Here is a 19,445-nt window from a genome sequence, read left to right as displayed (position 1 = left end):
GTCAGGGTTCAGGCCAGGATTCAGGCCAAGGTGCTGATCAGGGCGCCGGAGGGTGCGACTCCCCTGCCCCCTTGGCGGCCAGTGCTTCGTCTACCTGCTGATCCCGCGCACCAGTCATTCCGGCGTGACGGGCGATCAGATGGTAGATGGCAGGCACCACCAGCAGGGTGACCAGGGTGGCCAGCGACAGTCCGAAGAAGACCACTGTCCCCACCGCCATCCGGCTCTCGTAGCCAGCCCCCATGGAGAGCATCAGCGGCACCGCGCCGATAATGGCGGTGAGCGAGGTCATCAGGATGGGGCGCAAGCGGCGCACCGAGCCTGCGATGATCGCCTCCTCGAACCCTTCACCGCGCTGGCGCAGCTGGTTGATGAACTCGACGATGAGGATGCCGTTCTTGGTCACCATGCCAATCAGCATGATCATGCCGATCTGGCTGTAGATGCTCATCTCCTGCCCCGTCAGCCAGAGGCCAAGCAGACCACCGAAGATGCCGAGCGGCACCGTCACCATCACCACCGCCGGGGTCAGGGTGCTCTCGAACTGGGCCACCAGCACCAGATAGACCACCAGCAGGGCGAGGCCAAAGACCAGCACCATCTCCCCCTGATTGTCGCGGTAATCCTTGGAATCACCGGCGTAATCCACAGTCATGCCGGTAGGCAGGTTGGCGTTGGCCCAGCCATCGAGGAAATCGAGGGCCTCCCCCAGGGTGTGGTCGGGATGCACATCGGCGGTCAGGGTAATCGCTTTTTGCCGCTGGTAGTGGTTGAGGCGGTTGGCTGTCGCCACCTGCTTGACGGTGGCCAGGGTCGAGAGACTGACCATCTCGCCGTTGGCGGCCTTTAGATAGATTCGACCGAGATCCGAGATGCCGTTGAACTCGGTCTGGTTGCCGCGCAGGTAGACGTCATACTCCTCGCCTCTGTCCACATAGGTGGTCTTGCTCGCCCCACCCAGCAAGGTCTGCAAGCTGTTGGCCACGGTGGAGACCGGAATGCCAAGCTGGCTGGCGCTGTCGCGATTGATGGTCACCTGCAGCTCCGGGGTCTTCTCGGCGTAGTCGAGATCCGGGCTCAGCATCAGGCCGCTGCCCTGCGCCGCCTGTTGCAGCGCCAACCCTTGCTGGTAGAGCTCGGCATAGTCGTTACCCTGCAGCACGAACTGCACCGGTGCGGTGGAGCCACCGCGGAAACCGGGCTGGAAGGTGCGGATCATCACATCGGGAATGCCGGAGAGCTTGGCACCCAGCGAGCGGGAGAACTCGGTGGCGGTGACGTCGCGCTCCGCCCAGTCGGTGAGCTGGATGATTACCATACCGGTCTGATCGCCGCCACGGCCAAAGGCGGGGGTACTGAAGCTCAGCGCCTGCACCACCCCTTTGCCCAGCATCGGCATGATGGCGGACTCCACCTGCTGCATATTGCGCTTCATCCGCTCAATGCTGGTCCCCTCTGCCCCCTTGACGAAGACATAGATGACGCCGCGATCCTCGGTCGGGGTAAGGCTGGTCGGCAGTTGGGTAAAGAGGGCACCGATACCGCCCAGACAGAGCAGCAGCACCAGCGGCGTCCAGCGGGAGCGACGCAGCACCCACGCCAGCAGGTGGCGATAGTGCCCCTCCAGCCAGCCGAGCCCGCGATCGAGCCCAGCGGTGAGTCGATTCGGTTTATCGAGCGGGCGCATCAACCAGGAGCCCATGGCCGGAGTCAGGGTCAGCGCCACCAGCGAGGAGCAGAGCACAGCGAGCGAAAGCAATATCGCAAACTCGGTAAAGAGCCGCCCCACCATGCCATCCATAAAGGCAATGGGGACAAACACCATCACCAGCACGGCGGTGGTGGCGATAACCGCAAAGCCCACTTCGCGGGTGCCGTGCCAAGCAGCCAGCAGCGGCGGTTCACCCCGCTGCAGATGGTGGTGGATGTTCTCCACCACCACGATGGCGTCATCCACCACCAAGCCGATGGCGAGAATAAGGGCCAGCAAGGTGATGAGGTTGATGGAAAAGCCGAAATACCAGGCGCCGATAAAGGCGGAGATGAGCGATACCGGCACCGTAATGGCCGGAATGAGCGTGGTGCGCCCCTGTCCGAGGAACAGATAGAGCACCGCCACCACCAGCACGGCGCAGATGGCCAGGGTCTCGTACACCTCGTCGATGGCCTGCTTGATAAAGATGGTGGAGTCGTAATCCACCTCGAGCTTGGCCCCCTCCGGCAGGAAGCGCTGCATCTCGCCGAGTTTCTTCTCGATCCCCTGCGCCACTGCCAGCGGGTTGGCGGTGGACTGGGCGACGATGCCGATACCCAGACTCTCTTTGCCGTTGCGCTGATAGGCGCTGTCTTCGTTCTTGGCTCCTACCTCCACGTCGGCGATATCGGCCAGATAGACGCTCTGGCCGTTGGCGGCTGTGGTGACTTGCAGTTGCTGGAAGTCTTCCGCTGTGTGATAGAGACGGGCGATCTGCACCGCCATGGTCATGGAGTTGTTGCGGATCTCGCCACCCGGCAGCTCGATGTTCTCGCGCTTGAGGGCCTCTTCCACATCGCTCACCGTGATGCCACGGGCCGCCATGTCGGCCGGGCGCAGCCGTACATACATCACCTGGGTGAGATCGCCGGAGAGCGCCACTTCGCTCACCCCATCCACCAGACTCAAGGGGTCGACCAGCACCCGGTTGGCGTAGTCGGTCATGGCGGTGCGATCCATCTGGCTGCTGCTGAAGTTGAGCCAGATCGCCACATCGCCGTTGCCGCTGTCCTTGGTCACCAGCGGCTCGTCCACATCATCGGGCAGCCGGGGCCGCGCGCGGGAGAGGGCATCGCGCACATCGGAGATCCCCTCCACCATGTTCCAGCCGAGCTTGAACTCGACGGTGATCATCGAGCGCCCCTTGCGGGTCATGGAGTTGATGTTCTTGATGCCGCTGATGCCGGAGAGCTGATCCTCGATGGGCTTGGTGACCTGGCTCTCCATCACCGAGGGGGCGGCCCCCTCATAGGTGGTGGTGATGGAGACCGACGGGATCTGCACGTCCGGCATCTCCCGCACCGTCAATTTGCTGAACGCGACCAGACCAAACACGGTGAGCAGGGCGCTGAGCACCACCGCCACCAGCGGACGGCGAACTGAAATATCGGAGAGCCACATCAGCCGTTCACCTCGGCCAGATCACGCACCTGCACCCCATCACGCAGATTGACCAGCCCCTCGACCACGATGCGATCGCCGACCTTCAGCCCCTCGGTGACCCAGACGGTCTCCCCTTCGGTCTCGCCAAGCACCACAGGCACCCGCTTGACACGGCCATCGGCCTCGAGACGGTAAACAAAGCGCTGCTCACCGGCGTACTCCACCGACTGGGCGGGGATCAGGGTGAGCTGCTGGGCGGGCAGCGCCAGCTCCACATTGAGCAGCATGCCCGGGCGCAACTGGCCGTTGCCATTGGGGATCATCACCCGCGCCTTGATGTTCTGGGTATCGTTGGAGACACGGCTATCGAGGGTGGTCAAAGTGCCGTTGAATTGTTGATCCGGCCAGGCAGTACTGGTGGCGGTGACCGCCATGCCCGGGCGCAGCAGGGAGAGGTAACGCTCCGGCACCGCCAGATCGAGGCGCAGTTTGTCCAGTTCATCGAGATGCAGCAGGGTATCGCCGCTGCCCACCAGCGCCCCTTCGCTCAAGTCAATCAGGCTCACGGTACCGGCAAAGGGCGCCTGCAGGGTACGCAGGGAGAGCTCGTAGCGGGCGGCATCGAGGCGTGCCTGCACCTGGGCCACGGTGGCCTCCTGCCCCTCCAGCTCGGATTGGGTCACGGCGCCACGGGCCACCAGCTTGCGCATATCACTCAGCTTGCGGTTCTCGTCGCGCAGACTGGCGCTCTGCTCGGCCAGCTCCGCCTGCTGTTTGCCCGCATCGAGCGCGATCAGGGTCTCCCCCTTCGCCACGCTCTGACCAGATTGCACCGCAATCTTGACGATGCGACCGGTCACTTCGGGGCTGATGATGACAGAACGATTGGCCGCCAGCTTGCCCACCAGCTTGAGGGTAGGCTCGGCCAGACTCTGTTTGACGGTTTGAGTGCGGATATTGACCTGTCTGGTCGGTGCTTTGGCGGCGGGTTCGCTGTGACGCAGCGCCCAGACGCCGGCAACCACGATTAGAAGAAGGCCCAAGCCGAGCCAGATACGCATTTTCATCGAACAGTCCATGAAGAGTGAGAGGGTAAATCCAGATTGGGGCCATTTTAGCCCCAGACTATGCCGTGACTATGTATAAATGTGACAAAACGTAACAAGAGCGGGATAAGCTCACTCTGTTTCAGGTCGCGCCGTTTGTTTTCACGCCACATCGCATACACTAACGACAATTTCCTTCGCAACCCGACTGACTGCCTATGCCCAAAATGTCTGACCACCGCTTTCTCACACGCCTGACCTGGCTCCTGTTTGCCGTGGTCATCCTGCTGATTGGTCTGACCTTGCGGCAAAGCCTGAAACAGATAGAACGCCTCTACCAGAGCGATACCCTCAACAGCGCCATCTACCTGCGAGATCGTTTCAAACAGACCGAAGTGTTTCTGGAGGCGATGCGCGGGCAGGCCGAAGAGCGACTGCGCAGCGACCCCCAGTCGGTGCTCACCCGCCAGCTCTATCGCCATATCGAGGCGCTGCCAGAGGGGCTGGCCCTCGACAAGCTCCCCAGTGATTTACCGGCCGGACTGGCGGGCAACCTCACCGGTGACGGCCCGCTGCCGCCCCCCGGCAGTGCGCGGGAGGCGCAACTTCATTTGGCCCTGAGCCTCTCCCCCTTGTTGTCCACCGCCAGCCAGCGCCTTGGCAGCGAGATCGCCTGGGCCTACTTCACCGGCGTGGACAATTTTATCTACCTCTATCCCTGGATCCCCTCCAGCCAGTTTCGCTTTGCCCGCAGCATCTATGACAAGCACTACTGGCAGGATGCGCTGATGTCACCCAACCCCAGCCGGGACACCATTCTCTCCCGCCCTTACGAAGATTTTGCCGGACTGGGCACCATGGTCACCATGTCCCAGCCTCTCTACAAGGACGGCTCGCTGGTAGGGATGATCAGCATGGACATCCTGCTCTCACGCTTGCAATCGCAGCTCAATCAGCTGGCGCCAGCGTTGGGTGAGTATCTGCTGCTCAATCAGTACCATCAGGTGCTGGCCAGCAGCGCACACCAGCCCGTGGTGCCGCAAGAGCCCGAGCCGACCGACGAGTACCAGTGGCAACAAGGGGCATTGCAGCTGACCATGGCAATCCCAGATACCCCGTTGCGACTGGTGCACAGCGTCACCCTGCTGCCGCTGGTGTGGGCCATGCTCTGCCAGTCCACGCCGACCCTGCTCGCCATTCTCTTTATGCTGCTGGCCGCCCTCTCCAACCTGAGATCCCATCGCCTCAACCAGCGGCTCAATTACCTCTCCTGCCACGATGCCCTCACCGGCGCCTTCAACCGCCACTATCTGGTGCTGCTGGAACAGGCGGGCGATCTGGCCCGGCTGCAAGCGGGGATCCTGATGTTCGATGCGGATCACTTCAAACGGGTCAATGACAACTTCGGCCATGCCGTCGGCGATATCGTGCTGATCCGGCTGGTGCAGATCTGCCAGCAGCAGCTTAGACCCACTGATCGCCTGATCCGCTGGGGGGGCGAAGAGTTTCTGCTGCTGATTGGCCGCGCTGATGCAACGCAGCTCGGCGAGCTGGCGGAGCGGCTGAGAAAGGCGGTAGCGGATCACGACTGGGCCGCCATCGAGCCCGGGCTGGAGGTCACCATCAGTCTCGGCTATCTGCCCCACCAGGAGAACCTTCCCCTGCACGAAGCGGTGCGCCGCGCCGATGTGGCGCTCTATCAGGCCAAGGCCAACGGTCGCAACCGCAGCGAAAGATGGCAGGGTGACGCCTCCTGACTCTCGGAGTAAGCTGAGCCCTCAACCCCTTTTTGGAGGACTGTCGTGCCACGTAAACCCCGCGTAGGGCTCGCTCTCGGGAGCGGCGCCGCCAGAGGATGGGCCCATATCGGCGTCATCCGAGCCCTTGAACGTCTCGGCATCAAACCGGATTTGATCGCTGGCTGCTCCATCGGCAGCTTTGTCGGTGCCGCCTATGCCGCCGGTGAACTGGATCGACTGGAAACCTGGGTGCGCGGCTTTACCCGCCTGCAGGTGGTCAGCCTGCTCGACCCGGCCCTCTCCGGTGGGCTGTTTCGCGGCGAAAAGGTATTTGGCCTTGCCGCCAGCCATCTGGGGGATCCCGATCTCGAGAATCTGCCCATCCCCTTCGCCTGCATCGCCACCGAACTCGATACCGGCCGCGAGATCTGGTTGCAACAGGGCCCGCTGCGCCAGTCGGTGCGCGCCTCCTGCGGCATGCCGGGGATCCTCACCCCGACCCGGATCAACGACCGCTGGCTGGTCGATGGCGCCGTGGTCAATCCGGTGCCCATCTCGCTGGCCCGCGCCATGGGGGCCGAGGTGGTGATTGCGGTCAACCTCAACACCGATATGCACCAGCCCTGGACCGATGAGCCAGATCAACCCGGCAGCGGCGGCCTGCTCAGCCAGTGGCTCAATCGCGGTGAATCCGCGCCAGCCACCCCGGGTCTGTGGAGCGTGATGAGTGGCTCCATCAACATCATGCAGGAGCGGATCACCCGCGCCAGGATGGCAGGTGACCCGCCGGAGATCCAGCTCTGCCCGCGCCTTGGCAGCTTCTCCATCATGGATTTTCATCGCGCCAGCGATGCCATCAACGAGGGGGAAGCCTGTGTCGAGCGCAATCTCGATCAGCTCAAGGATGAACTGGGCCGCCTCGGGTTGCTGGGCAGTTAGTTGTCGACATGCTGTGGTTTAAAAATGAAAAAAAGCGCCATTCGGCGCTTTTTTATTCAACTCACTTACCCGGTTACTCCTTACGGTAGAAGAGCAACCCGAGCAGAATCACCCCCACAGAGACCAGCAGATAGAGTCCCAGACTGGGATTGGTGATACCACCATACAGAATGATGAGCGCGCCCAAAGTGGCGCAGGTCGGGATCACAAACCGCTTTATCCAGCCCAACTCGGTAAAGGTGCGCATGTACCAGACATAGAGGAACAGATAGAGGCCATAAATCAGCACGATCGGCATCTCGTCCAGAGCGATGTAACGACCGAATGTCTCGTTGATGCTGCAGTACCACAACACTGAGTAGATCACCGACAACAGCGCTGCCGCGAGGGCCGAGTTGATTGGCATGTGGTGATGCGGTTCGATACGGCTCATCCACTTGGGGGCTGGCCCCTGATTGCGGATCGCCAGCGAGTAGGGAATGCGCATGGTCGCCAACACCAGACCATTGAGGGTGCCGAGGCAGGAGATAATCACGAACACGGTCAAAATGGTCGAGGCAGTCCCGCCAAACAGGCTGGTTGTCGCGAGATTTACCGCGTTATCCCCTTGCGCCACTATCTCGTCCGTCGGCAAGACGCTGGCGATCCCCAGAAAATAGGTGACATAGACCACAAAGACTATCAGGGTGCCAATCACCAGCGCTCTGGGCAGATTCTTCTTGGAATCGCGAATTTCGCTGTTGATGGTCACAGCGGCAATCCACCCCTCATAAGCGAAGGCGGTGGCAACCACGGCCGTGGCCAGAGTGCCTCCGGTGCTTCCTATACCATCCATTGCCTGCACAAAGTTGGTCACGGTGACACCATTGAGCAAGCCTGAAATGGTGCCCACAATGGCAACAAGGATCAGCGGGATCAACTTGATCAGGGTAGAACCCACTTGCAGCTTGCCCGCCAGGACCGGGGTGTAGAAGTTGATCAGATAGGTGACCGTCATATAGACAGCCGCCAGTATCCAGGTCGCACCAGAGTTGGTCGGATTATCACTGCCGAGCAAGATCATGGTGTACAGAGCGGCGACCCAGGCAAGGATGGCGGAAAGAGGGGCGTAATAGAGTACGCCTTTGAACCACCCCACCAGATAACCAAACATTTTGCCGTATGCCGCTTCGGCATAATCGACGATACCGTTGGACTTTTCGATCCGCTGGGCAAACTCGGCAAACACCAGCGCGCCGAAGATCATCGAAAATGCCCCCAGCGCCCATGCCAGCAGCGCAATGGCCAGATTACCGCCAGTCAGACGCAGTACATCATCGGCCTTGAAGAAGACACCGGAGCCGATCACCACGCCGACCACCATCGCAATGGCAGTCATCAGGCCATAACGTTTATCCAACTCATTACTGCTCATACCCATACTCCATACGATTGCTCATATCATCCTGAATGTAATAGTGTTCAGGTGGCCAGATACCACCAGGGGCCCACTTTTCGGGGCCGCTTATTCTCGTTGGCCTGCATGGATAATTCAAAGCGTGTTAGATCAAAATATCGATCGGCAACCCAAAAAAATACCGCCCGAAGGCGGCATTTCTATTCACATCGATGATCACGCCTTGGCGAGGTCATCCGGGCCAATCTGGCCGATTTCGGCGACTTTCTTGTCTGCCAGCAGCCAGAGGGTGAACTTGTGCAGATCCGGGTGGTGCGCCAGGGCAACCAGGAAGGCGCCCCCAACTTCACGGTAACCCAGCTCGTAGTTTTTCAGCGTGGTGGGAGGAACACCCAGCAAATCTGCAAACTTCGGACGGCTCAAACCGACCGCTTCACGGATCTGACGGATCTTCTTGCCAACAGTGACGATATTTGAATTCATAATGTTCCATACTCCGTTTGGCGGATTTACTCCGCCTTTTATTTTTCGCGACGACTCGTAGTCAAGTGTATCAGTTTTGTTCGGACTCGTTATGGTCGAGCCTCTATCTTATGAGCGCCTTTCGGCGACAACCCTTGCCTTCAAGGGGGGATGGTAATCGCTCAGCCGCCTCAGGTAAACAGTCTCGAAAAGAAACCTTTATTGTGGCCCCCCCAATAACTCGTATAATCCGCCGGATACCCATTAAGAGGAATAAGTATGGCGTTTCCCGGCATTATCTCTCGCCTGCACCCCGTATCCAGCACAGAAGAACTGGCACAACAGCGCCTGCAAGGTGAACAATATCGCGCCGAAGCATTCTGGCTTCCGGCCTTGATGTCCAGCCACGCCAGCGAACTGCTGGCAGCCCTGCCGGAGAGCTGCAGCCTGTTTCTTGAACAGGCATGCCCGGACCTGGCCTTGCGCAGCCATGACGGCACCCTGCATAACAATGAGCAGCTAGTCACGGTAAATGGTCAGGCAATTGCTCTGGCAACCACCCCGGGTGATGGTGGTCTGGTACCCGAATCGGGCATGTGCGAGATGGCCGACTGGCTGGAGGCGGGACATCGCCACTTCATCTGTTCAGCTGCGGTTCAGCCTGTGGCTCGCGCCATCCTCAACATCTGGCCCCTTGACCCCTATCTGGCCCGACATTTCTTGATGACATTTACCCCCCTGCTGCAGAGCGCAACCCAGGCAGATTACCTTGCGGTCTTTGCCGCCAGAGCGAATCCTGCCAGCCCGCATAGCGACTGGGTTCAGGCTTATATGAAGCTGGAGAAGAAACTGCACAGGGCCTATCTGGATCACTAATTAATCAAAATAAACAGCCAGTTAAGGGCACGACACAATTTGCCACAAGGCTCATTTGTGAGCTTGATCATGTTTTAAAATCGGCATAGAGTGCGCCTCGTCATCGGAATGACATCAGTTGCCTGGCAGTGGTTTCTCACGCATTGCGTGCCATGCCAGCGCACTCGACACACCAGGAGAGTGTGCAACCCGGTTATACCGGGTCATCTGCCAGACTCGACGCCAGCCGTACGGCGGAGCCTGCAGCTTACATAAATTACAAAGTGTGAAGCACGTGAATAACGTGCGATCTCAACGAGGATTTTTTTATGATGAAAATGGCTCCTTCCATGATCGCCATCGCCATGGCTGCTCTGGGTGCTACCGCTGCTCACGCCGCTGACGACATCTACTTCGGTGCCGGTGTCGGTGCTACTCACTTCAACGGCCTGAACAAGCTGGAAAGCACCAATGTAGGCCAGGAAGACGCGGCTGCTGCCAACGCCTTCATGGGTTACAACTTCACCGAGAACTTCGGTACCGAACTGGGCTACCAGTACACCGGTCGTGGCAACACCGACGGCAACCGTTACGAGAGCCAGGGTGCCACCCTGTCCGGTATCGCCCGTATGCCGGTTGGCAACGACTTCTCCCTGTTCGCTGAAGGCGGCGCCTACTGGGGTCACACCGATGGTCTGGGCACCAGCGACACTAAAGTTTCCCCGCTGGCCGGTGCTGGTGTGACTTACAAGGTAAATGACGCGCTGGATCTGCAAGCTCGCTACCGCTACATGTGGGACGTGGCTGACCTGCACGCCAACGGTGAGCGTTACAAAGCCAACCAGAGCATCGCTACTCTGGAAGCGGTATACCACCCGTTCCGTACTTCCTACGTAGCTCCGGTAGCTGCTCCGGTAGTTGAAGAAGCTCCGGCTCCTGCTCCGCAAGTGGTAGAGAAGAACTTCGCCCTGAACTCAGACGTGCTGTTTTCCTTCGGCAAAGACACCCTGAAGCCGGAAGGCGTTGCAGCCCTGAACGGTCTGTATCAGCAAATCGTTGAGTTCCAGCCGAAAGATGGCAACGCTGTTGTTGTTGGTTACACCGACCGTATCGGTTCCGACGCTTACAACCAGAAGCTGTCTGAAGCCCGTGCCCGCACCGTTGCCAACTTCCTGGTAAGCAAAGGTATGGCTGCCAGCAAAGTTGCCATTGAAGGTCGTGGCGAAGCCAACCCGGTTACCGGCACCAAGTGCAACGGCGTAACTGCTAAAGCTCAACTGATCTCCTGCCTGGCTCCGGATCGTCGCGTAGAAGTTCGCGTATCTGGCGTACAAGAAGTTCAGCAATAATCTGACCTCGTTCAGATAGTGCGAAAAAAAGGGATGCTGCGGCATCCCTTTTTGTTTGTCTCGTTCTCGCTTGCATCCCTCACTCCCGCCTCCCTGCCCTTGCCTGCCTCGTCTCGAAAGCATAAAGTAGTTGCGCCTGTAAGGTATTGGATAAGCACTAAAAAGCGCTTCTTGTCCGGTCTGTTGTCCATGACGCCAATGCATCATGAGAGTCCAAAGCCTTCGCTATCCACTTTGCTGGCGATTTTTCGCAGCAATAAAAACAAGTGCATTGCCCGACATGGGCTAACACAACGAGGATAAACCGATGAAACTCAAAATGGCTCCTACCCTGATTGCACTGGCGCTCGCCGCCGCAGGCACCACAGCTCAGGCTGCCGATGACTGGTACACCGGTGTTGGTGCAGGTTGGGCATATGCCCACGGTCTGGATGATTTTGGCAAAGACACTGACAAAGACGCCACTGCACTGAGCCTGTTCGGCGGTTACAACTTCAACGACTACTACGCAGCGGAACTGGGCTACCTCTACGCCGGTAAAGCGGGCGTGGACGGTGCCGATTTCAAAACCCAGGGTGCCACCCTCTCCGGTATCGCCCGCCTGCCGCTGGGCGACATCTTCTCGGTGTTTGCTGAAGGTGGTGCCTACTTCAACCACGTCAACGGCAATGGCAACAGCGACAACGGCACTGCGCCGCTGGCGGGTCTGGGTCTGACTGCCAAGCTCTCCGACCTTATCGATGTGCAAGCACGCTACCGCTATCTGTGGAATCTGGGTGACGAGCAGAAAACCTGGGAGAGCGACATGAGCGTCGCGACCCTGGAGCTGGTGATGCACCCGAATCGCACCTCTTATGTTGCCCCGGTTGCCGCCCCTGCGCCTGAGCCGGTTCCCGAGCCGGTACTGGTCGACAAGAACTTCGCCCTGAGCTCTGACGTGCTGTTTGCCTTTGGCAAATCCACCCTCAAGCCAGAAGGTGTCGCAGCGCTGAATACGCTGTATCAGCAGATCGTTGATGTTCAGCCGAAAGATGGCAGCGCCGTGGTCGTCGGTTACACCGACCGTATCGGCTCTGACGCCTACAACCTGAAACTCTCCGAAGCGCGTGCCCGTACCGTAGCCGACTTCCTGGTTGGCAAAGGTCTGCCGGCTGGCAAAGTTGCCATCGAAGGTCGCGGTGAAGCCAATCCGGTCACCGGTACCCAGTGCAACAGCGTCAAGGGCAAGGCTCAGCTGATCTCCTGCCTGGCACCGGATCGCCGTGTAGAAGTACGCGTCACCGGCGTGCAGCAAGTACAACAGTAATCCTGCAGTCCGACATAACAAGGAGGCCACCTGGCCTCCTTTTTCTTGCCGCTTATTCGCCCACCTTGTAACCCTCTTTTGCTCTTCCACTTCCCGTCTCGCATCCATGGTTCACGGCGTGTCGCCCCCCATACCTCTTTGGTGGTTAAAAACAGCCCGTCACCTATACATAAGTGTGGGGTTTGACCAGCAGGCAACCTCACTACACCAAACATCGACGAGGATACGCGATGAACATAAGAGTAAAACCTGTGTGGATTGCACTGGCATTGGCGAGCACAGGCGCACAAGCGGAACCGGTTCACGACTGGTATGCCGGGGTTGGCGGTGGCTGGGCCATTGCCCACAATCTGAATGATTTCAGTCAGGATGTCGGCAAGGATGCGACTGCGCTCTCCCTGTTTGGCGGCTACAACTTCACGGAAAATCTGGGGACAGAGATTGGCTATCTCTCCACCGGTGACTGGGATATCAGCGGCCATGACTTCAACAGCAAGGGAGCCACGCTGTCAGTCATTGGCCGCCTGCCTCTCAGCGAGATGTTCTCGCTCTTTGCCGAGGGTGGTGGCTATATCTACCACGTCGAGTCGGTCAATGGCGGGGACGACAACCTAGCGCCGCTGGCGGGTCTGGGAGTGACGGCCCGGCTCCATGACTGGGTCGATCTGCAGGCACGCTACCGTTACATAGTGCGCGTTGGCGATGATCCGGATAACGGCAAAGCCAACAGCGGCACCCAGCGCTGGGTCAGCGACATCAGCACCGCCACGCTGGAGCTGGTGATCCACCCGAACCGCAGCCAACCCAAAGAAGCAGCCCCCACGCCCGCCCCGGTCGTGGTTCCCCCGCCACCGGCCGAACCGGAAGTGGTGGATCAGACCTTCAACCTCAGTTCCGATGTGCTGTTCGCCTTTGGCAAAGCGGACCTCAAACAGGAGGGGATGAGTGCGCTGGACGATCTCTACCAGCAGATCGTCGACGTGCAGCCCAAGGATGGCAGTGCGGTGGTGATGGGGTATACCGACCGCATCGGCTCGGATACCAACAATCAGAGGTTGTCAGAAGCTCGGGCCCAAACCGTTGCCGACTTTCTGATCAGCAAGGGATTGCCTGCCGACAAGGTGAGCATCCAGGGCAATGGCGCGAGTAATCCGGTCACCGGCAACCAGTGTGATGCCATCAAGGCGAAGGCGGCGCTCATCGACTGCCTTGGGCCGGATCGCCGGGTAGAGGTACGTGTCACCGGCGTACAGGGCGGCAGCGAGTAGTTGATCTTGAGGCGATAACCATGTCAGACGTGCAGTAAAAAGGGATGCCGAGGCATCCCTTTTGCTTTGCGTCTTTGCGCAGAAATCAGAACGAAGTGCGACGGTAGCGGCGATACTCCGGATGCCAGAAGTTGGCGTCGATGGCCTGATCGATCACCTCGTCCGGGGTCTGCACCGCCTTGCCCTGCAGCATGGCGGTCTTGGCCACCATCTTGGCGATGTAGCGGGAGACCTGATGGATATCCGCCAGATCCGGCAGCAGAGAACCCTCCTCCCCTTTCACCAGCGGCGAACACTCCGCCAGCGCGCGGCTGGCCGACATCAGCATGGCGTCGGTCACCCGGGTGGCGCCGGAGGCGATGACGCCAAGGCCGATCCCCGGGAAGATGAAGGAGTTGTTGCACTGGGCGATGACGTAGCGCTTGCCCTTGTGCTCCACCGGTGCGAACGGGCTGCCGGTGGCCACCAGCGCCTGACCGTCGGTCCAGCGGATAAGGTCTGCCGGCGTCGCCTCGACCCGGGAGGTGGGGTTGGAGAGCGGGAAGATGATGGGACGGGCACAGTGCTTGTGCATGGTCTTGACCACCTCTTCGGTGAACAGCCCCGGCTGACCGGAGACCCCGATCAGGATATCCGGGCGACCGTGCTCCATCACCTCCAGCAGGGAGATATTGTCCCCCACCGGCCAGTCGGCGATGCGCTCCACCGGTTGGGAGAGACGGCGCTGGAAGTCGAGCTGGTTGGGGATCTTGTCGGTGATAAGACCGAAGCGGTCCACCATAAAGACCCGGCTGCGGGCCTGGGCATCGGTCAGCCCCTCGGCCTTCATCTGCGCCACGATCTGCTCGGCGATGCCGCAACCGGCGCTGCCCGCACCGAGGAAGGCAACCCGCTTCTCGGAGAGCTTGGCGCCGGAGGCCTTGCAGGCGGCGATCAGGCTGCCCAAGGTCACGGCAGCCGTACCCTGAATATCGTCGTTGAAGCAGCAGAGCTCGTTCTTGTAGCGGTTGAGCAGCGGCATGGCGTTGTTCTGGGCGAAATCCTCGAACTGCAGCAGGATGTCGGGCCAGCGGCGCTTGACCGCCTGAATGAAGGCATCGACAAACTCGGCGTACTCATCCCCCGAGATACGCGGATTGCGCCACCCCATATAGAAGGGGTCATTCAGCAGTTGCTGGTTGTTGGTGCCGACATCCAGCACCACAGGCAGGCAGTAGGCAGGCGAGATGCCACCACAGGCGGTGTAGAGGGAGAGCTTGCCGATGGGAATGCCCATGCCGCCGATACCCTGGTCACCCAGACCCAGGATCCGCTCGCCATCGGTCACCACGATCACCTTGACGTTCTGCTTGGTGGCATTTTGCAGCATGTCATCGATCCTGTCCTTGTCCGGATAGGAGATAAACAGGCCACGGGCGCGGCGATAGATGTTGGAAAACTCTTCGCATGCCTTACCGACGGTCGGGGTGTAGATGATGGGCAGCATCTCGGTCAGGTGGTTGTGCAGCAGACGGTAGAACAGTGTCTCGTTGGTATCCTGGATGTTACGCAGGTAGATGTGCTTGTCCATGTCGTTGCCAAACGCCATGAACTGGCGATAGGCACGCTCGGCCTGCTCTTCGATGGTCTCGATATTCTGGGGCAACAGACCTTCGAGGTTGAAGTTGCTGCGCTCTTCGCTGGTGAAGGCGCTGCCCTTGTTGAGCAAAGGGGTCTCCAGCAGGGCGGGACCGGCGTAGGGAATGTAGAGAGGACGTTTCTGGTTATTATCTTCAAACATGGATCTTGGTACCTAAACGGTTAGCTAGACGCAGGGACCCGCCGATCCTAGGGGCTTGTCTCATTAATTTCAAAGAGTTTGCACATCCGTTGCAAAAGGTTTGCGACCCAGTCGACGAAAGGCGCCGGGGGTCTGACCAGTCAGACGACGAAAGCGGTTGGCAAAGTTGGCCCCATCGCTATAACCGACCCGGGCCGCCAGCTCGCCAAGTGGCCAGTTGGTATAGAGCAGCAGCTGGCGCGCCTTGTTCATTCTGAGCTCGGTCACCCTTGCCATCGGCCCCATACCGAACGCTTGCTGGCAGAGGCGATGCAGATGGGGCACCGAGCAGGCCATCTGTCGGGCCAGCAGGGCGACACTCCAGGGTTCGTCCAGGCGCGCCTCCACCCGGCGAAACAGTGCCTGCAATCTAAGTTCAGGGGTACCGCGTACCTCCCCTTGCAGGGTCCGCTCCAGCAGCGCCAGCAACAGGCTGAGCAGTTGAGGTTGAAGCGGGGAGCGAACCCCCTCCCCCTGCATCAGGCTGAGCAGATGGTAGAGCTGATCGCCGCCATCCCCTTGCCAGATACGGTGCCCAAGGCGGTGCAGATACTGCCAGCGCGGCACGTCATCGAGCAAAATCCAGCTGATCTGCCAGCTTTCGCCAATCAGCTTGAGCCCACCGGGCACGGCGGCCGGCAGGAAAATCAGCGATCCGGCCGGAATGGCTTGCTCACCCTCGTCGGTGAGCAGCGCGCCACCCTCATCGTGACTCACCATCAGGATGTGAAACTCGGGGCGATTGCGACGGATGAGGTAGTGATCTCGCACCCGGGAGAGGCCGGTCAGGAAGATCCCCGCCTCGCCGAGCAGGGGCAGCCCTTCACGTCCCAGCATCTGCTCTTCACAGGCTGGCGCTATCTCCAGACACTCGCTGGCAAATGGCATAACACCTCAACAGGATAGTTTTACACAAGAAAATCGAGAGCTACTCACAGTGAGAAGAGCCTCGTCAGCCCCTATCATACCCATGACAAACCTTGCTTTTCTCATACCCGGTTAACAACTATGAATTATTGGCAAGCGATTTTAAAACAAACCACCGATCGCGAGTTCATGACCCGATTGTGGCGGCTGGCTCTGCCTGTCTCGCTGCAATCCATGATGTTCTCCCTGCTCGGCCTCATCGATATCATGATGGTGAGTCAGCTTGGCACCACGGCTGTGGCGGCGGTCGGCTTGGGTAACCGGGTCTTCTTTTTCAATCTGCTGGTGATAGCGGGCCTCGCGGGCGGGGTCTCGGTATTGGCAGCACAATACTTCGGGCGCGGGGAGATGGCCGGGGTGCGCCGCTCCCTAGCGCTGGCCATAGTGGGCGCCCTGCTGGTCACCCTGCCCTTTGCCTTCATCTATGTGTTATCACCGGGCAGCGTGCTGGGTTTTGCCAGTCAGGATCCGGCACTGCGGGCACTGGCGGATCAATTCTTGATGATCACCGGCGCCACCATCCTCTGTACCGCCATCGTGGTGCCGCTGGAGTCAGCCCTGCGCTCGGTCGGCAATGCCGCCGCGCCGACTCGCATCGGCATTATCGCCATCATCGCCAACGTCATCCTCAACTACGCCCTCATCTTCGGTCACTTCGGCTTCGAGGCGATGGGGGTCGCCGGTTCGGCCTGGGGCACCACCATTTCCCGGCTGCTGCAGACAGCCCTGCTGCTGCTCTACGTAAAGCGTTATGAGGCGCGCCTGATCCCGCGCGCACCAGACTGGCTGGCCGCCTTCAAGCGTAAGGAGGTGGTGCGCTTTACCCTGATCGCCCTGCCGCTGCTGTTCCATGACGGCCTCTGGGCCTTCGGCATGCTGATTTACGGCTTTCTCTATGCCCATCTTGGCACCGATTCGCTGGCCATCATGACCACACTCGGCACCCTAGAGAGCATCCTTATCTCCCTCTTCTTCGGACTGGCGGTGGCCTGCTCCACCCTGCTCGGTCATCGGCTCGGGGCCGAGGAGTACGAGGTCGCCTGGCAGCACTCCCAGCTATTCCTGCTACTGGCACCGATTGGCGCGCTACTGGTGGGGATCATCGTCTGGCTGCTGCAAGCCAACCTGCTGCAGTGGGTCGGCAACCTGCCCCCCGAGCTGATGATGGAAGCGGGACAGGTGCTCGGCATCATGTGCCTCGGGATGCTGCTCAAGGTGTTCAACATGGTGGGGATCATCGGGGTACTGCGCTCTGGCGGCGATGTGAACTACAGCATCTTCATCGACATCGTCGGCATGTGGTGCATCGGCATCCCGCTCGCCTGGGTGGCGGTCACTTTGCTCGGCTGGCCCCTCTCCTTGGTGGTAGCGGTGGTACTGCTGGAGGAGCTCAGCAAGGTGCTGCTGGTGCAACGCCGTATTCGCCAGCGCTGCTGGTTGAAGAATCTGGTGATCGGATAAACAGCCACAAATCGGGGTCATATCAATGACAGAAAAACCCTGTTTGCAGTATGCTGGGCGCCTCTTCAATCAGAGGCAGGGATCCACGGTTTCCCTGTCCAGTAGTCGTTTAAGGAGACGAGCATGCAACCACAGAAAGAGCTGATCACCGAGACGGCCCTGCTTGAGATGGCCAACAAGATCATCAAAGAGCATGAAGACTTCATCCACGGTATGCGCGCCGATTCGGTGGAGCAGAAGGGGGATATTCTGGTGTTCAAGGGGGAGTATTTCCTGGCCGAAGATGGCACCCCGACCGGCAAGACCATGGCGGTCTTCAACATGTTCAAGCTGCTGGCCCAGCAGCTCTCCGGCAAGTACAAGCTGGCCTGATCTCGCCAGCTCATTGCCAACAGGATGCCGCCCTCAGGCGGCATCTGTTTTTGCGCGGTTCTGCCCCTCGACCACCACGCAGTTGCGTCCCGCCATCTTGGCCTGATAGAGACACTCGTCGGCACGGTTGATCAGAATGTCGATGGTGTCATCGGAACGAGCCATGGCAATCCCGATACTCACCGTCACCTCCAGCAATTCGTCCGAGGTGGGGCTCTTCACCAGACGCGCCTCGACGGCAATGCGCAGCCGCTCGGCCATTTTGCTCGCCAGTGCCGGATCGGCGCAGTTGTGCATCAGGATGGCAAACTCTTCACCACCATAACGCCCCAGCACCATGTCAGGCTCCAGCTGCTCCCCCAGGGTGGTAGCCACCTCCTTGAGCACCGCATCCCCCGCCAGATGGCCGTAGATATCGTTGATCCGCTTGAAGCGATCGAGATCCAGCAGCATCACCGCAAAGGGCTTCTTCTTGAGTTGCAGCCGGATTCTGGCCTGCTCCAACTGCTTCATCAGCAGGCGGCGGTTCATCATGCCGGTCAGCTCATCGGTGGTCGATTCCCGATAGAGCCGCAGCAGCATGTTGAGTTGGCCACACTGCACCCAGCAACTGGCCATGGTAAACATGCCGAGCACCCACACCTGATTCAGAGTGGCCTGACTCCAGATGCTCTGTCCCACCAGCAGCCAGTGGCCCAGCAGCATGGTCACCAGTACCACGCCTGCCAGTTGCAAGCCGAGGGAGAGGGGGATGGGGAAGATGGCAAACAGGGTGATCAGCAGATAGGGAAAGGCCGCATAACCCGCCTGCAACTCCTGTCCGGCGCCAAAGCTGTTCAGGCAAAAGAGGGAGAAGAGCATCATCACGGCCATCAGGTAGCCAAGGGCCAGCTTCATCCGTTCCCGCTTGAAGTGGATGAGGTACGAGAGCGGAATAAGTGGCGAGAGCGCCAGGGTGCAGAAGATCCTGGCCTGAAACAGCTGCTCGAAATGAACGGCGGGCAAGGTCAACCAATCCACCACGGCCCAGGCGGGCAATCCGAGCATCAGCAAGCAGGTCAGCAGGCGCAAACGCACCGTCATAAACCCCATGCGAGTACGAGTAAAGTCTTCGGAGTGAACCCTCGCACTCCAGAACTCTGACAACTTGAGCATCCAGAGTCTCCACGATGAATACTGAGGGCTCATTCTACACCTACAAAGTGGTAAAAATGTCATTAGCGGGGAGAATAAAAAGGAGAGGTCGGTCACACAAACCGACAGATGATAATCGCAGCGCGCAAACGTTTCAACCCATCAAAAAATAAACCTTTTTTTGCATAATTAGCGCTGGTCAGCCTCATTTCAATCACTACAATAGCGCCCAATTT

General features: G+C 59.6%; 15 protein-coding genes. 8 read left to right on the top strand and 7 right to left on the bottom strand.

Annotation, left to right across the window (positions count from 1 at the left end):
• Positions 1 to 37 precede the first annotated feature (37 nt).
• Complete coding sequence (locus ACW5XC_RS02430) at positions 38 to 3,154, bottom strand: efflux RND transporter permease subunit (RefSeq protein ID WP_021229114.1); 3,117 nt, start codon at positions 3,152 to 3,154, stop codon at positions 38 to 40.
• On the bottom strand, positions 3,154 to 4,203 hold the full coding sequence (locus ACW5XC_RS02425; protein WP_041980582.1) for an efflux RND transporter periplasmic adaptor subunit: 1,050 nt from the start codon (positions 4,201 to 4,203) through the stop codon (positions 3,154 to 3,156). Before ACW5XC_RS02425 ends, ACW5XC_RS02430 begins: the two co-directional genes overlap by 1 nt.
• A 197-nt stretch (positions 4,204 to 4,400) precedes the next feature.
• Between ACW5XC_RS02425 and ACW5XC_RS02420 the strand changes: the two genes are divergently transcribed.
• Positions 4,401 to 5,939, top strand: a complete 1,539-nt coding sequence (locus ACW5XC_RS02420) for a sensor domain-containing diguanylate cyclase (RefSeq protein ID WP_042052637.1) — start codon at positions 4,401 to 4,403, stop codon at positions 5,937 to 5,939.
• A 45-nt stretch (positions 5,940 to 5,984) separates the two neighbouring features.
• A complete protein-coding gene (locus ACW5XC_RS02415; protein WP_005338362.1) occupies positions 5,985 to 6,860 on the top strand; it encodes a patatin-like phospholipase family protein in 876 nt (291 codons plus the stop codon).
• Between the two features lie 73 nt (positions 6,861 to 6,933).
• On the opposite strand, the gene ACW5XC_RS02410 is transcribed toward ACW5XC_RS02415, so the two are convergent.
• Positions 6,934 to 8,274, bottom strand: a complete 1,341-nt coding sequence (locus tag ACW5XC_RS02410; protein ID WP_005338365.1) for an APC family permease — start codon at positions 8,272 to 8,274, stop codon at positions 6,934 to 6,936.
• A 198-nt stretch (positions 8,275 to 8,472) separates the two neighbouring features.
• Positions 8,473 to 8,739 (bottom strand): helix-turn-helix domain-containing protein, encoded by a 267-nt coding sequence (locus ACW5XC_RS02405; protein WP_005338367.1) that lies wholly within the window; start codon positions 8,737 to 8,739, stop codon positions 8,473 to 8,475.
• Positions 8,740 to 8,997: 258 nt separating this feature from the next.
• Between ACW5XC_RS02405 and ACW5XC_RS02400 the strand changes: the two genes are divergently transcribed.
• The 4 genes from ACW5XC_RS02400 (at position 8,998) to ACW5XC_RS02385 (ending at position 13,496) form a co-directional block, all read left to right on the top strand.
• The gene (locus ACW5XC_RS02400; RefSeq protein WP_042052636.1) at positions 8,998 to 9,594 is read left to right on the top strand and encodes a hypothetical protein; all 597 of its coding nucleotides are present in this window, start codon (positions 8,998 to 9,000) and stop codon (positions 9,592 to 9,594) included.
• Between the two features lie 308 nt (positions 9,595 to 9,902).
• Positions 9,903 to 10,922, top strand: a complete 1,020-nt coding sequence (gene ompA, locus ACW5XC_RS02395; RefSeq protein WP_042052634.1) for a porin OmpA — start codon at positions 9,903 to 9,905, stop codon at positions 10,920 to 10,922.
• 307 nt (positions 10,923 to 11,229) lie between these two features.
• Entirely contained in the window at positions 11,230 to 12,228 is a 999-nt protein-coding gene (gene ompA / locus ACW5XC_RS02390; RefSeq protein WP_005358919.1) for a porin OmpA, read from the top strand.
• Positions 12,229 to 12,458: 230 nt separating this feature from the next.
• A complete protein-coding gene (locus ACW5XC_RS02385) occupies positions 12,459 to 13,496 on the top strand; it encodes an OmpA family protein (protein ID WP_456516091.1) in 1,038 nt (345 codons plus the stop codon).
• Between the two features lie 85 nt (positions 13,497 to 13,581).
• Here ACW5XC_RS02385 and ACW5XC_RS02380 read toward each other — a convergent pair whose 3' ends face one another.
• Together ACW5XC_RS02380 and ACW5XC_RS02375 are read right to left on the bottom strand one after the other, a co-directional pair.
• Entirely contained in the window at positions 13,582 to 15,276 is a 1,695-nt protein-coding gene (locus ACW5XC_RS02380) for an NAD-dependent malic enzyme (protein ID WP_005338379.1), read from the bottom strand.
• 69 nt (positions 15,277 to 15,345) lie between these two features.
• On the bottom strand, positions 15,346 to 16,203 hold the full coding sequence (locus ACW5XC_RS02375; RefSeq protein WP_042055296.1) for a helix-turn-helix transcriptional regulator: 858 nt from the start codon (positions 16,201 to 16,203) through the stop codon (positions 15,346 to 15,348).
• A 120-nt stretch (positions 16,204 to 16,323) separates the two neighbouring features.
• Between ACW5XC_RS02375 and ACW5XC_RS02370 the strand changes: the two genes are divergently transcribed.
• Positions 16,324 to 17,703 carry an MATE family efflux transporter gene (locus ACW5XC_RS02370; RefSeq protein WP_042055292.1) on the top strand — a complete coding sequence of 460 codons (1,380 nt, stop codon included), beginning with the start codon at positions 16,324 to 16,326 and terminating at the stop codon, positions 17,701 to 17,703.
• A gap of 123 nt (positions 17,704 to 17,826) precedes the next feature.
• Entirely contained in the window at positions 17,827 to 18,075 is a 249-nt protein-coding gene (locus ACW5XC_RS02365) for a YciN family protein (RefSeq protein ID WP_005338382.1), read from the top strand.
• A 33-nt stretch (positions 18,076 to 18,108) separates the two neighbouring features.
• On the opposite strand, the gene ACW5XC_RS02360 is transcribed toward ACW5XC_RS02365, so the two are convergent.
• Positions 18,109 to 19,230: a GGDEF domain-containing protein gene (locus ACW5XC_RS02360; RefSeq protein ID WP_005349944.1), complete on the bottom strand. Its 1,122-nt coding sequence runs from the start codon at positions 19,228 to 19,230 to the stop codon at positions 18,109 to 18,111.
• Positions 19,231 to 19,445 lie beyond the last annotated feature (215 nt).

It is taken from the genome of Aeromonas sp. 25-AL00135 (assembly GCF_054052385.1).
The sequence above is the reverse complement of the archived record's forward strand: the minus strand, read 5'-3'. Positions and strand labels throughout refer to the sequence as shown.